General features: G+C 69.8%; 14 protein-coding genes. 4 read left to right on the forward strand and 10 right to left on the reverse strand.

The window, feature by feature from the left end:
• Positions 1-103: 103 nt before the first annotated feature.
• The 5 genes from VJT49_RS12060 to VJT49_RS12075 form a co-directional block, all read right to left on the reverse strand.
• Complete coding sequence (locus tag VJT49_RS12060) at positions 104-544, reverse strand: hypothetical protein (protein ID WP_324164851.1); 441 nt, start codon at positions 542-544, stop codon at positions 104-106.
• A gap of 63 nt (positions 545-607) precedes the next feature.
• Positions 608-844 (reverse strand): cupin domain-containing protein, encoded by a 237-nt coding sequence (locus VJT49_RS35185; RefSeq protein ID WP_414635919.1) that lies wholly within the window; start codon positions 842-844, stop codon positions 608-610.
• A complete protein-coding gene (locus tag VJT49_RS12065) occupies positions 742-1,272 on the reverse strand; it encodes a nuclear transport factor 2 family protein (protein WP_324164852.1) in 531 nt (176 codons plus the stop codon). Before VJT49_RS12065 ends, VJT49_RS35185 begins: the two co-directional genes overlap by 103 nt.
• A 54-nt stretch (positions 1,273-1,326) precedes the next feature.
• Entirely contained in the window at positions 1,327-2,394 is a 1,068-nt protein-coding gene (locus tag VJT49_RS12070) for a phenylacetaldoxime dehydratase family protein (protein ID WP_324164853.1), read from the reverse strand.
• Between the two features lie 305 nt (positions 2,395-2,699).
• On the reverse strand, positions 2,700-3,674 hold the full coding sequence (locus VJT49_RS12075) for a helix-turn-helix domain-containing protein (RefSeq protein WP_324164854.1): 975 nt from the start codon (positions 3,672-3,674) through the stop codon (positions 2,700-2,702).
• Between the two features lie 252 nt (positions 3,675-3,926).
• On the opposite strand from VJT49_RS12075, the gene VJT49_RS12080 reads away from it, so the two are divergent.
• Positions 3,927-4,514, forward strand: coding sequence for a TetR/AcrR family transcriptional regulator (locus VJT49_RS12080; protein WP_324164855.1), 588 nt, complete (start codon positions 3,927-3,929; stop codon positions 4,512-4,514).
• Positions 4,515-4,540: 26 nt separating this feature from the next.
• Here the strand turns inward: VJT49_RS12080 and VJT49_RS12085 are convergent, their stop codons facing one another.
• The 5 genes from VJT49_RS12085 to VJT49_RS12105 form a co-directional block, all read right to left on the reverse strand.
• Entirely contained in the window at positions 4,541-5,644 is a 1,104-nt protein-coding gene (locus VJT49_RS12085) for an acyl-CoA dehydrogenase family protein (protein WP_324164856.1), read from the reverse strand.
• Positions 5,645-5,662: 18 nt separating this feature from the next.
• Positions 5,663-6,883: an acyl-CoA dehydrogenase family protein gene (locus VJT49_RS12090; RefSeq protein ID WP_324164857.1), complete on the reverse strand. Its 1,221-nt coding sequence runs from the start codon at positions 6,881-6,883 to the stop codon at positions 5,663-5,665.
• A 10-nt stretch (positions 6,884-6,893) separates the two neighbouring features.
• Positions 6,894-8,372, reverse strand: a complete 1,479-nt coding sequence (locus tag VJT49_RS12095; RefSeq protein ID WP_324164858.1) for an AMP-binding protein — start codon at positions 8,370-8,372, stop codon at positions 6,894-6,896.
• Positions 8,369-9,760 carry a 4-hydroxyphenylacetate 3-hydroxylase N-terminal domain-containing protein gene (locus VJT49_RS12100; RefSeq protein WP_324164859.1) on the reverse strand — a complete coding sequence of 464 codons (1,392 nt, stop codon included), beginning with the start codon at positions 9,758-9,760 and terminating at the stop codon, positions 8,369-8,371. The genes VJT49_RS12095 and VJT49_RS12100 overlap by 4 nt, the downstream gene beginning before the upstream one ends.
• 123 nt (positions 9,761-9,883) lie before the next feature.
• Entirely contained in the window at positions 9,884-11,035 is a 1,152-nt protein-coding gene (locus VJT49_RS12105) for a GAF domain-containing sensor histidine kinase (protein ID WP_324164860.1), read from the reverse strand.
• Positions 11,036-11,174: 139 nt separating this feature from the next.
• Here VJT49_RS12105 and VJT49_RS12110 point away from each other — a divergent pair, with 139 nt between their 5' ends.
• The 3 genes from VJT49_RS12110 (at position 11,175) to VJT49_RS12120 (ending at position 13,311) form a co-directional block, all read left to right on the forward strand.
• A complete protein-coding gene (locus VJT49_RS12110) occupies positions 11,175-11,378 on the forward strand; it encodes a hypothetical protein (RefSeq protein ID WP_324164861.1) in 204 nt (67 codons plus the stop codon).
• A 97-nt stretch (positions 11,379-11,475) separates the two neighbouring features.
• On the forward strand, positions 11,476-12,096 hold the full coding sequence (locus VJT49_RS12115) for a response regulator transcription factor (RefSeq protein WP_324164862.1): 621 nt from the start codon (positions 11,476-11,478) through the stop codon (positions 12,094-12,096).
• 114 nt (positions 12,097-12,210) lie between these two features.
• Positions 12,211-13,311 (forward strand): NAD(P)-dependent alcohol dehydrogenase, encoded by a 1,101-nt coding sequence (locus VJT49_RS12120; protein WP_324164863.1) that lies wholly within the window; start codon positions 12,211-12,213, stop codon positions 13,309-13,311.
• Positions 13,312-13,326: the final 15 nt, after the last annotated feature.

The raw sequence follows: 13,326 nt of genomic DNA on the forward strand, positions 1-13,326 counted from the left end.
CCCCGAGGCCCGACCCGACCCTGCTCCTCACACAAACCCGGCGCACCACCCGGGCCACCAGCACACCCAAAACCCGCCGACAAGATCAACACCACGTCAAAGATCAACTAACCGGGCTTACTCGTGGGAAACGGGTCAGAATGATCGCACGGGAAGCCCGGTGTTCGGGATCGTCCAACACCAGAACACAGCCCGTCCACGGGTACTCGGGCATGCGGTCGATGACCTCGGCGGGAGGAGTCATCACCGGAAGAGCTGCCGCGGCGGAGAAGTTCTCGAGATCGCCAAGAACCGCAAGGATGTCTTCCTGTCGCGACACCTCCCACAAGCCGTACCGCTCGGAGTAATACACCGGAACCTCGTCGCGAGCCACCCGGAAACTGGGGTACGGGTCACGCAGTTCCTCCGGCGACAACGGGTCATAACCCGCGAAGTGCGGGCATCCAGCGGCCGCTGCCGCCTCCGCGACGCTCGGCTCACGATCCAGCGTCGTCGCAGAATGGCGGTCGCCACGTGTGGAACCCCCGGTGTCGATGGCGCTCATCTCGTTCGCTCCTTGTCCGAACTGGTCATCGATTTGGCGAAGTTGACGTAGCACGACTGTTGGTCAGGGTGAGCCCGTCACCGGCCGTGCAGCGGCGTCGTTGGCCCCGGTGAGCACGAACGCCAGAGTTGCCGGACGGTCTGACTTGTTGCGCCAGCCATGCCGGCCGCCGAGCTGAACGATCGTGTCACCGGCGGTCAGAAGCCGCTCCTCGCCCCCGTCGACCTCGAGCCAGATCTCGCCATCCAGCACGATCCCGTAGTCCACGGTCGCGGTGCGGTGCATGCCGTCCGGCTCCATGATCGCGACCCGATCAGTGCGTAGGACTCCTGTCCCCCGGCCTGGGCGAAGGTCGTGCTGTAGTACTCCTCGGTCCCGGTGATCTTTCCCGCGGTGTCGGTCGTGATGCGCACCGCGCCGTGGAACACGATGTCCTTACCGGTGGCTTTCAGGATCGGCAGGTCCCCGGTGAAGGTGCCCCTGCCCACGAACGTCATGAACGCGCCGTCCTCGAGCGGGTGGATCTCGCGCGGCACCATCGTGAAGTTCGAGATCGCCCTGTGCCAGATGTCGCTGTGCTCCTCGATGGCGTCGCGTCCCGACTTCGTCCCGCGGAAGGCGTGGTCGACGTACTTCCCGTCCTCCGCGTATCGCGCGGCGAAGTCGGCCGGGCTGGCGGTCTCCCAGGCACGCGCCCAGGATCGGCAGATCTCTTCGTGATCGGTCATCGTGATCGTCCTTCGCGGTCGCGAACGTCTGGGAAGAGCCGCGCGGGCTTCGCGTCAGCTGGATACGGAGACCGGGGTCTGCTCGGACTCCCCCACCGCGCGCAGCATCCCGGTGTCGGGGTGGCATCCCAGGTACTCGAAGTACTGCTCCTCCGCGGCCGCCACGGTGACCTCGTGGTAGAGCCGCAGCCGGACCTTCGGGCCGAGGGTCGACAGGTGTTTCAGCGCCTTGCCGAAGATGGACAGGTGCGTGGGGTGCTCGCGCGCCCACGTGTCCAGGTCCTCCAGGGTGCGCCACCAGCTCATGCCGAAGGTCTTGTCGACGGGGTTGCCGTCCTCACCGAGGAGCCGGACGTACCGGTTCGCGAAGCAGCCCACCGACAGGCCGTCGTCGCGCAGGAACTCCATCCCCGCGCGCAGGGTCGGCTCGATGTCCTCGAGGTACATCCTGCGTTCGTCGTCGTCGGTGTCCGTCCAGTCCTGGCCGGACCGGATCAGGCACAGGTTGTGCTGCCCGCGCACGACCCGCCGGCGGCGATCGCCGGACGCGACGGGCGGCTCGCCGGCGTCGAGCGGGTCCGTCTGGGCGAGCGGGATCCGGTCCCGGGCGCCTCCCCAGTATTCGTGCTCGGCGACCGGGCCGGAGAACTTCTCGGAGAGGTGGGCGACGCCCTCGCGGCGGTTGCTCGAGAAGAGGGTCTCGAACCGGGAGGTCGTCGGCCGCACCACCTCCACGAAGAATCCGGCCTCGTCCGAAGAGTTCCGCTCGTCGAGCCAGGCCGCCCTGGCGTCGACGAACCAGCGGTCAAAGCGGGCCGGGTCTTCCCAGTACGCGATGGTCAGCACGGTTCGGTAGCCGGCCTCGTCGGTGTAGACAGCCCGGTCGACGTGCTCGGGCCCGTCCGTGGCCGCGCACCTGTCCGAGAGGGTCGCCAGTGCGCCGCCGACCAGGGCCGGCTCGTCCGGTTGGCGGTACTGGACCCCGAAATAGGCCATGACCATCTGCCGCACCCGCGGCGCGAACCGCGCCACGAACGCGGCGGCCCTGGGCTCCCAGTTCGGACGCAGGCTACTCGGCTGGGTCCGCTCCTGGACAAGGTGCGCGGGAATCGCTGGTTCCATCGGACTACCTTTCGGTCTGGTGAGAAGAGGTCGCGAAGGACTGGGGTCCTTGCGGGACCCGGGACTCCTTGACGCCGGGACGCGGATCGTGACCGGCGTGACCGGCGTGACCGGCGTGACCGGCCCTGGACCTGGCGATAGCGAGGAGACCCCGCACCGCGATCACCGGACCGAGCCGCATGGGCTCCGTCTACTGGCGGGAACGCGCACCCTCCCGGGACTGTTTCTCTTCCGCATTGTCATCGGTACCGAGACCGTAAGCATCGCCGACCTGCGGCAGCCGCGGCCGACCCGCCGTGCCAGGATCACTGACCCGGTGTGCCGAACTTTTCGCCGATCCGCAGCATGGCCTGCCGGTAGTCGCCGGGTGTTTGCCCGGTCGCGTCACGGAACGCCCGGTGGAACCCGGACTCGCTGTCGAACCCGCACGCCGCGGCCACGGACCCGACGGGCCGGCTCGGGTCGCCCACCAGAAGCTGCTTGGCCCGCTCGATGCGGATGCGCCGCAACCGCGCGGCGACACCCTCTCCATCGGCCAGCCGGTACAGCGATCGCCGTGACACGTTGCACGCCCGGGCGACGGTCCCCGCGTCGAGGCGCGGGTCGGCGAGGTTGCGGTGGAGGAACTCGGTGATCCGTTGCCGCAGCAGCGCCTCCCCTGCCCGGGGGGCGGGTTCGGTCATCGCGGCGAACGACGCGGCGGCGGAGAGCAGACCGACGGCATGCGGGAGCAGCAGGGCCGTCTGCCCGGGCGCGGCGCGGGCCACCTCGCGCAGGGAGCTCAGGAACGCCGACACCGCCGGTCCGGGTGTCCCACTGCCGAGCGTGCGCGCGGTCAGCCGGCGGGTGTCCAGGACGTGCACCAGCGGCTTCGGCACCTGGACCACCAGGTGGCTGTGCGGTGCGTCGAAATGGAGGGTGTAGGGGCGTGTGCTGTCACAGAAGGCCATGGCACCCGCCGTCAGCACGGCGGTCCGCCCGTCCTGCTCGAGCCGGGCGCACCCGTCCAGCTGGACGCTCGCCAGGAGGAACTCCTCGTCATCCTTGCCGATCATGGCGTGGGTGCGACGCACCCGCTTGCTGCCCGCCGCCACCGTGGTCAGGGCGATGTCGCCGCAGGGCACGTGCTCGAGCCGCCCGCGGAACCGGGCCTGGCCCACCGGCTCGGCGGTGAGTCGCACGATCGTGGCGCTGATGACCTCACGCCAGTAGGCGAACGCGTCCTTCGGGGGCACGTCCGCCGTGCTCAGTTCCGTATAGGCATGTCGATCCACGCTCACGGCCATGGTCGAGTATGACCACCCGGACGGGTCGGCGTCCACCACCCGGCCGCCGTCGCACCGGGTCAGGAAAGCTCACAGCCCGGCACCGTGAGCCGGGCCGATAGCAGGCGACGGTGACGAGAAAGCCACCTGGAGTCTGCGCAGCACCCCACGCGAACCGAGGGCCGCGCCGATGCCACCAGCGGCAAGGCCGGGCCGCACCGGTCGCGGTGACAACCTGATCAGGGCGTCACTGGGTAACCTGATTTCATGGCCCGACCCCGTGACGAGGACGTTCGCAGACAGATCGTCCTCGCGACGTTCGATTGCGTGGCCCGCGACGGTGTCTCCGGGATGTCCCTGCGGGAGGTCGCCAGGGCCACGGGCATGAGCACGGGGACCGTCACCTATCACTTCGGGTCGAAACGTGGGCTGTTGCTCGACGCGATCGACTACGGGTACTGGCGGTTGCCGCCGGAGTTCTTCGAGCTGACCCCACCGGACGCGCTCCGGTGGGTCTTCCACCGGTACGAACTGTCCGACGAACCGCGGCGCACCTGGTGGCGGTTCTGGCTCGCCGTCACCTCGCACGCGCAGAGCGACCCCGAAGTCGCCCAGCGGTTGTCGCGGCAGTATCAGTCCATTGTGGACCGCTGGCGCACCTGCCTCGAGCGCGGCATGGAAGGCGGGCACCTGCGTCCCGGCCTCGACGCCGCCGCCGAGGCCGCGCGCCTGACGGCGTACGCGCACGGACTCGCGATCAGCCAGCTGATCGACCCGTCCTGCGTGGACTGGGCCGCGACGGAGCTGAGCCGCGCGGTGGAGGTGTTGCGGGTGGAAAGCCCCGTTGCACCCTGATCGTCCGTCGGGTCCGTCCACAGTGGTCAGATACCGGCCGAAGTGGCGATCAGGGACAACTGGAAGTCGGGGTCTCCGCACAGTGCGTGGCTCGACATCGCGTGGCGATAGTAAAGGTGCGCGTCGTGCTCCCAGGTGTAGCCGATTCCGCCGTGCAGCTGGATGGTGTCACCGGCCGCCCTCAAGTACGCGGGCGAAACCAGTGCGCGTGCCGTCGCCGCGGCGAGGCCGAACCGTGTTTCGTCGTCCGCCAGCCTGACGGCCTCACGGAGAGCCGCGTGTGCCAGCTCCCAGGAGGTGTACATGTCCGCCGCCCGGTGCTTGACCGCCTGGAACGCACCGATCGGACGGCCGAACGCCGTGCGTGCCTTCGCGTGGTCACTCACCATCGCCACGCAGGCCGCGAGGGCTCCGCACCCTTCGGCCGCGAGCACGAGGTTCGCCACATCCCGTATCCGGCCCAGGACCGCGGGAACGTCCGCGTCCAGCACCCGAGCGGGCACGTCCGCGAAGTCGACCTGGGCCAGCGACCGGCTCAGGTCGGTGGGGGGCAGCGCGACGGCGCGCACGCCGGGGTCGGCCCCGTCGATTAGACACAGTACGTTCCGGCCGTCCTCGTGTGCCAGTACCAGCAACACCCCGGCCGCGGTCCCGTTGAGCACGATCGTCTTCCGCCCGGACAGCCGGGCCCGCCCGTCGCGGCGCGAGACGGTCGTGGCGGGAGCCGGCGGGATCCAGTCGGCACCCGCTTCCGGTTGCTCGGTCAACGCCACCGACGCGATGAGCTCGCCCGCCGCGAGTGCGCGGACCGTGGCACTCTCGCCGGGAACGACCTGCAACGCCGTCGCCGCGAGCGTGCAGGCGAGCAAGGGAGACGGCACGAGGCCCGCACCCAGCTCGGTGAAGACGGCAACCAGCTCCCCCGCCCCGCCACCGGAACCGCCGAGCGGTTCCGGTACCGCGAGCCCGGCCAGGCCCAGTTCCCTGGAGAGCAGCAGCCAGACCTGGTCGTCGTAGTCCCCGGGGCCGGCGATCACCTGGCGCACCGCCGCCAGTGGCGACCGCTCGGCCACCACTTCGCGCACGGTGTCGCGGAGCATCTCCTGCTCGGGGGTCGGCAGCAGGCTCACGTGAGGATCACGCACCTTTCAGTTTCTCCGCTCCACACCGGTGGTTCCGGCGCGGAGCTGGTTGAACGGGGTCTCGCGATCGATGCCCGGATCCTTGGGCAGTCCGAGGATCCGCTCGCCGATCACGTTGCGCTGGATCTCGTTGGTGCCGCCGGCGATGGACATGCCGCGGGCGGTGATCGCCGCCTTCACCACGGCCGCGGCGCGCGGAGTGGCCGGTGCCGCCAGCTCGGCGCCCAGGATCCGCAGCGCGACCTCGCCCGCGAAGTGCCCGAGCTCGGCCCCGGCGAGCTTGGCCACCGCACCACGGGCGCCGACGTCGCGGCCAGCCTGCTGCTCCTCCCGCAGCAGCCGGCCGAGCAGCCGCACCGCCGTTTCCCGCGTGTACAGGGAAGCCAGCGCGTGGCGGTGCCCGTCCGGCAGGGCGGCCGAACCCGCCCTTTCGGCGGCGGCCGCGGAGAGTTCGTCGAACGACAACGGATTTCCCCGCGAGCGGTCGATCGTGCCCAGGGATTCGCGTTCGTGACGCAACATCACCACGGCGACGGCCCAGCCGCCACCGACCTCGCCGAGAACCGCGTCGGCGGGGATCCGGACATCGTCGAGGAACACCTCGTTGAACGGGGACTCCCCGGTCGCCACGCGCAGCGGCCGCACGGTGACACCCGGCGCGTGCATGTCGACGATGAACATGGTGAGGCCGCGGTGCTTGGCGACGGTGGGGTCGGTGCGCGCGAGCACCACGCCGTAGTCGCTGAACTGAGCCCCAGTGGTCCATATCTTTTGACCGTTGAGCACCCAGCCACCGCCCTCGCGCACCGCGGACATCCGCAGGCCGGCGACGTCGGAGCCGGCCCCGGGCTCGGAGAACAGCTGGCACCAGATCTCCTCGCCACGAAGCATCTTCGGGAGATAACGCAGCTTCTGCTCTTCGGTGCCACATTCGAGAATGGTCTCGCCGGGCATGCCGAGCCCGATCACGAACGCGCCGACCGGCAGGTCGTAGTCACGGGCTACCTCCCGGAACACGAGCAGCTCGCCGTTCGTGAGGCCCTGACCGCCATAGCGCTTCGGCCAGGTGATCCCGGCGTACCCGGCGTCGTGCAATGCCGCCTGGAACGCCTTCTGCTCGGCCAAAGGCCGCGTGTCGACCTCCGCATCCGCTCCGCCGCCAGCACGGGCGCGTGGCCCGTGCTGGTCGAGCCAGCGGATCAGGCCCGCACGGAAATCGTCGCTCATCCGTTCCTCCTCACCCCGGCCTCACCCCGGCCAGGCGATCGGACCGCAGTTGCCGCCGGCGGACCTTCCCCGCCGCGTCGCGCAACGCGGACTCGACGAACTCGTGGGAGCGCGGCCGCTTGTAGGGTGCGAGCCGCCCCGCGGCGTGTTCGGCGAGCGCGGCCTCGTCGACCTCACCTGTCGCGTACACGATGGCGTGCGGAACCTGTCCGAGGTCGTCGTTCGGCAAGCCGATCACGCAGCAGTCCTCGACGGCCGGGTGATCCAGCAGGGCCGCCTCGATTTCGGCCGGGTACACATTGGACCCGCCGACGAGGATCATGTCGGCCTCGCGGTCCTCGATGTAGAGGTAGCCATCCTCGTCGAGCCGGCCGATGTCACCGAAAGTCTCCCAGCCATGGGAGTCGGCATGGGCGGACGCGCCCAGGTAACGGTAGCTGGAGCCCAGCTCGGCCGCGCGGCGAACCCAGACCTGCCCGGTCGCGCCAGGTGGGAGCACCTCGCCGTCAACCGAACGCACCTGCACCTCGCCACCGCGCGGGAGGCCGACCGTGCCCGGGCGCCGGAGCCACTCGCGGCCGGTCGCCACGAAGACCACGACACCCTCGGTGCTGGTGTACATCTCGAGGAACCGGTCCGGCCCCAGCCAGTCCACCCACGCCCGCTTGAGCCAGGCCGGGCACGGCGCTCCCATGTGGATGATCACGCGCAGGCTCGACAGGTCGTAAGCGCCGCGCACCTCCTCGGGCAGTTTCCAGATGCGGCTCATCATGGTGGGCACGAGGTACAGCCACGTCGCGCGCTCGCGTTGAACGGTCGCGAGTACCTTTTCCGGATCGAACCGTCCGGTGAACACCACGCGCCCGCCGAGCAGCAACGTGTGCACGAGGCCGATGAAGGGGCCGTTGTGCGAAAGCGGCGCCGTGACAACGCTGGCGTCCTCCTCGGCGATGCCGAGCGCGGAAACGTCGAGGTGCTGCTCGGCGAGCGAGGCCGACGCGGTCGCGACGATCACCTTGGGCCGCCCGGTGCTGCCGCCGGAGGCGATGGCCTTCCACGACGGGGAGATCACCGACCGGTCCAAGGTGACCTCCGGGTGGTCGGCGGGGTGGTGACCGGGTGGCAGGCACGGCCGGCCACCGGTCACCGCGGGATCGGCGCCGACCACGACCCACGGGTCGAGCAGGTCGATCAGCTCCGTGAGTTCCGCGCCGGTGAGCCGGGCGCTCAACGGGACCGGGACGGCACCGGCCTTCCAGATCGCGACCAGCACGGACACGAACTCCAGCCCGTTCGGGAGTACGACACACACGAAGTGCCCCGGCCGCACACCCAGCTGGACGAGCTCGCGGGCACGGACATCGGAGTCGGCGTCGAGCTCGCCCCGGGTGAGGCTGCCCTCCGCGGCACTGACGGCGATCCGGTCCGGGGCGGCGGCGGCCAGCTCGTGCAGCCGCGCGGCCAGCGAGGTGCGGGTCGTGTCCGTCACACCTGCCCTCCCTCCACGGGAAGCCCGATCAACTCACGGGCGCGCTGCTTGGCCGCCTCGATGTCGTAGTGCTTGCGCGTGACGAGCCGCTGGGCGTGCAACCCACCACCGGCGTGCAACTGGATCACCGCCGCGTGGCCACCCGCGGTGTCCGCGGTCAGATCGCGGATCGCATGCATCAGGGCCGTGCGGTGGCGGCCACTGGCATGCTGACCGGTCGCCATGTACTTCTCGATCAACGGACCGGTTTCCGGGTTGTCCAGATCGGCCGTGGACGGCGCGGTGACCACCGACCCGCCCGCGATGTCCTGCAGGTTCCGGACCATGACGGCGTAGTGGGCGGCGCCGTGGTACTTGGCGGCGTTGGTGAACTTCTCGTCGGGCACAGCAAGCCCCTCGGACGTGACGACCGCTTCGGTGACCGCGGCGATCAGTCCCGATCGGACGACCGTCGCATACATGACGATGTCGATGACCTTCTCGCGGATGTGCGGCACCCGGGCCACTCCGTTGGCCTCGGCGGCCAGCTGCGCGAGCCCGACCAGCTCGTCGGCGCGGTCGGCCATGTGGGTCAGCGCCTTGAGCCGTTCCCACAGTCCGAGCGAGTGCGCGAACACGGCGGCGTCGGCCACCTCGCCGTCGAGGAAGATCCGCTCGTTCGGCACGAACACGTCGTCGAAGATCACGAACGCCTCGGGCAGCACGCCGTGGCCACTGACCGGATGGTCGCGAGGGTCGTCGCCGCGCGCGGCCGAGGTGCGCGCCACCACCTTCACCCCGGGAGCGGAAAGCGGTACGGCGCAACAGATCGCGTAGTCCTCTTCGCCCGCATGCATCGCTTTCGTCGGCATCACCAGGTACTCGTGGGCCAGGGGGCCGGCCGTGATGTGCAGCTTCGCGCCACGGATCACCACCCCGTCCGGACGGCGCTCCAGCACGCGCGTGTAGGAGTCCGGGTCCTCCTGCTGCCGCGGGGGCAGGCCACGGTCCCCCTTGGCGTCGGTGATGCACAGGGCGCAGCGGAGGTCCCCGTCCTGCAGATACCGGACGTACCGCTCGATCCGCTCGCCGTACTCGGGATTTCCCGCGGTGAGCCGGCCGGCCGCGGTGAGCAGGCACATGATCGCCTGATAGGTGAGGTTGAGCAGGGCGTCCGCCTCGTCGAACAACGACAGCACGCCGGTGAGGTCCTCGGTGCTCACGCTGACGCGCAGCAAGGGGTTGACCGCGCCCGGGGACGGGGTGAACCAGTGGTCGTAGCCGCGGGCGACCACGTCCACCGCGCCACCGAGCACCGGATGCTTGGCCAGGTCGAGGATCCGCTCCCCGTCGAAGTAGACCGCGCGCCCGTCGTCCAGCGACGCACGGTACTGCTCGCTCGTCATCATCGGCCGGTGTCTCCCTTTCCCAGGACGACGTCCGGGCCGAGAGTCGCACGGTTGCGCGACTCTCGTCAAGGAGCGCCGCCGTGACGCGGAGGTGCCCGTGCGTGTCCGGGTGCGCCGTGCCGGCTATCGGGGGATTCTTGCCCGCCAGCGGGTACCGCCGTCGGGGTTGGCCTGGACATCCAGCGTCCCACCGACCGCGGCCAGCGAGTCGGCGGAGCTGGCCAGGCCGATCCCGGCGTTCGCCGGGTCCGGGTGGAATCCGGACCCGTCGTCGGTGACCGCGATGACCACCTCGTCCTCGCCGGCGGAGATGGTGACGGCGACAGACTGAGCGTTGGCGTGTTTCTCCACGTTCCGCAACGCTTCGCGCACTGCCCGGGTGATCGGCCCCAGCCGTTCCCGGCCCAGCGGGGGCAGGTCGCCAAGGGTGATCACGTGGGTGCGCAGCCCCGTCCGTTCTTCCAGGCTGCGGCATTCGGCCTGGACCGCGGCGGACAGTGCGAGTTCGGTCGGCGAGGCATGGAGTGCGCGAAGGGCGTCACGCAGGAACCGCGAAGCCCGCGTCGCCTGGTCTTCCAACGCGGTGATCCGTTCGGCGACGTCCGAACGGGCCGCGGCCGGTTCGCGCAGTCCACGCAGTCCGATTCCGATCGCGTAGAGCAGCGCGCCGACCGAGTCGTGCAGTTCGACGGCGACCCTCCGGCGTTCCTCGTGGACCGCGAGTTCCGCGGCGTGACGGGCACGCTCGGCTGCCGTGACCGCGAAAGCGGCACTGCTGGCGGCGGCCACCACCTGTTCGATCACCCGGTCCCCGAACGCTCCGGCCTTGCGGGCGCCGGCGGCCAGCACCCCGAGGGTGTGGCCGTCCTGCACGATGGGGACCGCGATCAGCCGCCGGATGCCCTCGATCTGGATGTGCTGGTCGAAGTCGTGGGTGATCGCGGAGGAGGTGACGTACTCGTCGACCCAGTCCAGGGTGGTGTGCTCGTACACCTTGCCGGTCAGGCCGGACCCGGCGGGCACCGGCAGGTCGGCGAGGACATCGGTGCGGGTGCCGGCGGTGACACCGATCGTGAGACCGGGACCGACACCGGATTCGCCGACCCAGGCGACGTCGACGACCCCGGACTCGATCAACCGGGCCACGGACTGCCGCAGTGCGGAATGGCGGTCCGCCGCGGTCAGGGACTCCCGGTAGAGGCGATCCAGGTCGGCAAGGGTGTCCAGTGCGTTGCGCACGTCAGCGAGTGGTCCGCCGTGCTCGCCCGCGCCCATACCCCACCACGCTCCACACTCGACGACCCGATACCTGAAATGTACGCGATTGGCGACGCCGCACCGAAGCCGATCAGCGGCCCCCACCCGGGACGCCGGGCACGGCACGCGCAGACGGGTGTGGCGGCAGGTGCGAAAAATGTGTAGCGATGGACGCCGAGGAGAACCCGGTTGCCGCTACATCGAAGACGTCACGGGCACCAATGCGCTGGCGAGGCCGTTCGAGATCCGCCAGGGCATCTCGGTGATCGGCGTCGAACACTTCCTCGAACCCCTGAAAGCGTTCCGCAACGCCGCCAACTGGCAGACGATCACCCTGAACAAGGTGCCCGGCGCGGTCTGAGGAGGAGACACGGCAGGCGGATGACGCCCTGCTCGGGGACACTCTGTTCGGGGGAGAAACCTGTTCGCGGACACCGCGACGGGACGAGAGGAGCAGTGTGGACTTGACGGGCAGGGAACCGGTGCGGGTGATGGTGGCGGACGACCACCCCGTCGTGCGCGACGGGGTGGCCGCCCAGCTCGCCACGAGTCAGGCGCTGCGGGTGGTGGGTTACGCCGGGTCCGCCGCCGAAACGCTGGCCGTGGCCCGGGAGCTGCGGCCGGACGTGATCCTGCTCGACCTGCGTCTCGGCGGGAATCTGGCCCCGGAGATCATTCCTGACCTGCTGCGGCTCCTGCCCGAAGTGAAGGTGGTCCTGTTCACCGCCTATCCCGAGCATGCCGGGGTCCGCGCGGCCATCGCCGCGGGCGCGCACGGGATCCTGATCAAGGACGCCGCGCGCAGCGACCTCGTGCACGCGGTGCTCACCGTGGCCCGCACCGGGTCGCTGCCCACTCTGGTCGACCGGGGCGACGGCGAACCGAACCAGGTGATCGCGCCGCGGGAATACGAGCTGCTGCGGCGGGTCGCGCTGGGCCAGAGCAATCCGGAGATCGCGGAGGCGATGGACATCTCGCGCAACACGGTCAAGAGCTACCTGCGCAGCGTCCTGCACAAGTTGGGAGCCCGGAACCGGGTCGAGGCCATCGCGCGCGCCCGCGAGTTCGGGTTGCTCTAGACGGCGGCGGCCAAACGGGGTTCTGGCACACCCAGGTGGGTGTGCCGCGGACAGCGTGAGCGGATTCATGATGACCAGGCGCACACAGCCGTGCGTGACGACCGAGGAGCGCCCATGAAGACCACCGCAGCCGTGCTGCGTACCGCGGGAGCCGAGCTCTCCCTGGAAGATGTCGAGATCGAGAACCCGCGGCCGACCGAAGTGCTGGTGCGGCTCGTCTCGTCGGGGGTGTGCCACACCGATCTCGGCGTCATCGCGACCGCGACAGCCGAGCAGGTGCCCGTTGTGCTGGGGCACGAGGGCGCGGGTGTCGTCGAGGCCGTCGGCGACGACGTGCGCGGGGTCGAGCCGGGCGATCACGTGGTGCTGACCTACAATTTCTGCGGGTCCTGCGACAACTGCCGCAACGAGGTGATGGTGCATTGCCGGGACTTCGTCCCGCTGAACCTCACCGGCGCGCGGCTGGACGGGTCGAGCCCGTTGTCCCGGAACGGCGAGAAGATCTTCGGGCACTTCTTCGGTCAGTCCTCGTTCTCGCGGCGGGTGATCGCGACCGAGCAGAACGTGGTCAAGGTCGACAGGTCACTGCCGCTGCACCTGCTCGGACCGCTCGGGTGCGGGGTGCAGACCGGGGCCGGCGCCGTACTCAACACCCTCGACCCCGAGCCGGGATCGAGCATCGCCGTGTTCGCGGCGGGCTCGGTCGGGCTGAGCGCGGTGATGGCCGCCGCCGCGGTCGGCTGTTCCCCGATCATCGTGGTCGACCCCCAGCAGCAGCGCCGGGACCTCGCCCGGGAGCTGGGCGCGACACATGTGATCAACCCCGACGAAACGGACCCGGTGACGGCGATCCACGAGATCACGGGAACCGGTGCACGCTGTTCGGTGGAATGCCTCGGGCTGCCCACGATCGTCCGGCAGGCGCTGGAGTGCCTGCAGTCGCCCGGAATGTGCGCCAGCGTCGGCTTCCAGGGCATGACCAACGAACTCACCATCGACCAGGGACATCTGCTGTTCGGGCGAACCCTGGTGGGCGTCATCGAAGGGGACTCGGTGCCGGCGAAGTTCATCCCGCGGATGATCGAGCTGTACCAGCAGGGCAGGTTCCCGTTCGACAAGCTGATCACCACGTTGCCCTTCGAGCAGATCAACGAAGCCATCGACGCCGCCCATCACGGGAAACTCGTCAAGGCCGTACTGACGTTCGAATCATGACAGAAAGTAGCCGGA

Origin of the sequence: Amycolatopsis sp. (assembly GCF_035276945.1) — a bacterium.
In the GTDB taxonomy this organism is placed as follows: Bacteria; Actinomycetota; Actinomycetes; order Mycobacteriales; family Pseudonocardiaceae; genus Amycolatopsis_E.

Bases quoted from the DNA above. Each gene is read 5' to 3' on its own strand.
- VJT49_RS12080 (WP_324164855.1), top strand. From the start codon at position 3,927: ATGGCCCGACCCCGTGACGAGGACGTTCGCAGACAGATCGTCCTCGCG.
- VJT49_RS12060 (WP_324164851.1), bottom strand. From the start codon at position 544: ATGAGCGCCATCGACACCGGGGGTTCCACACGTGGCGACCGCCATTCT.
- VJT49_RS12090 (WP_324164857.1), bottom strand. From the start codon at position 6,883: ATGAGCGACGATTTCCGTGCGGGCCTGATCCGCTGGCTCGACCAGCAC.
- VJT49_RS12105 (WP_324164860.1), bottom strand. From the start codon at position 11,035: ATGGGCGCGGGCGAGCACGGCGGACCACTCGCTGACGTGCGCAACGCA.
- VJT49_RS35185 (WP_414635919.1), bottom strand. From the start codon at position 844: ATGGAGCCGGACGGCATGCACCGCACCGCGACCGTGGACTACGGGATC.
- VJT49_RS12120 (WP_324164863.1), top strand. From the start codon at position 12,211: ATGAAGACCACCGCAGCCGTGCTGCGTACCGCGGGAGCCGAGCTCTCC.
- VJT49_RS12070 (WP_324164853.1), bottom strand. From the start codon at position 2,394: ATGGAACCAGCGATTCCCGCGCACCTTGTCCAGGAGCGGACCCAGCCG.
- VJT49_RS12065 (WP_324164852.1), bottom strand. From the start codon at position 1,272: ATGACCGATCACGAAGAGATCTGCCGATCCTGGGCGCGTGCCTGGGAG.
- VJT49_RS12100 (WP_324164859.1), bottom strand. From the start codon at position 9,760: ATGATGACGAGCGAGCAGTACCGTGCGTCGCTGGACGACGGGCGCGCG.
- VJT49_RS12110 (WP_324164861.1), top strand. From the start codon at position 11,175: ATGTGTAGCGATGGACGCCGAGGAGAACCCGGTTGCCGCTACATCGAA.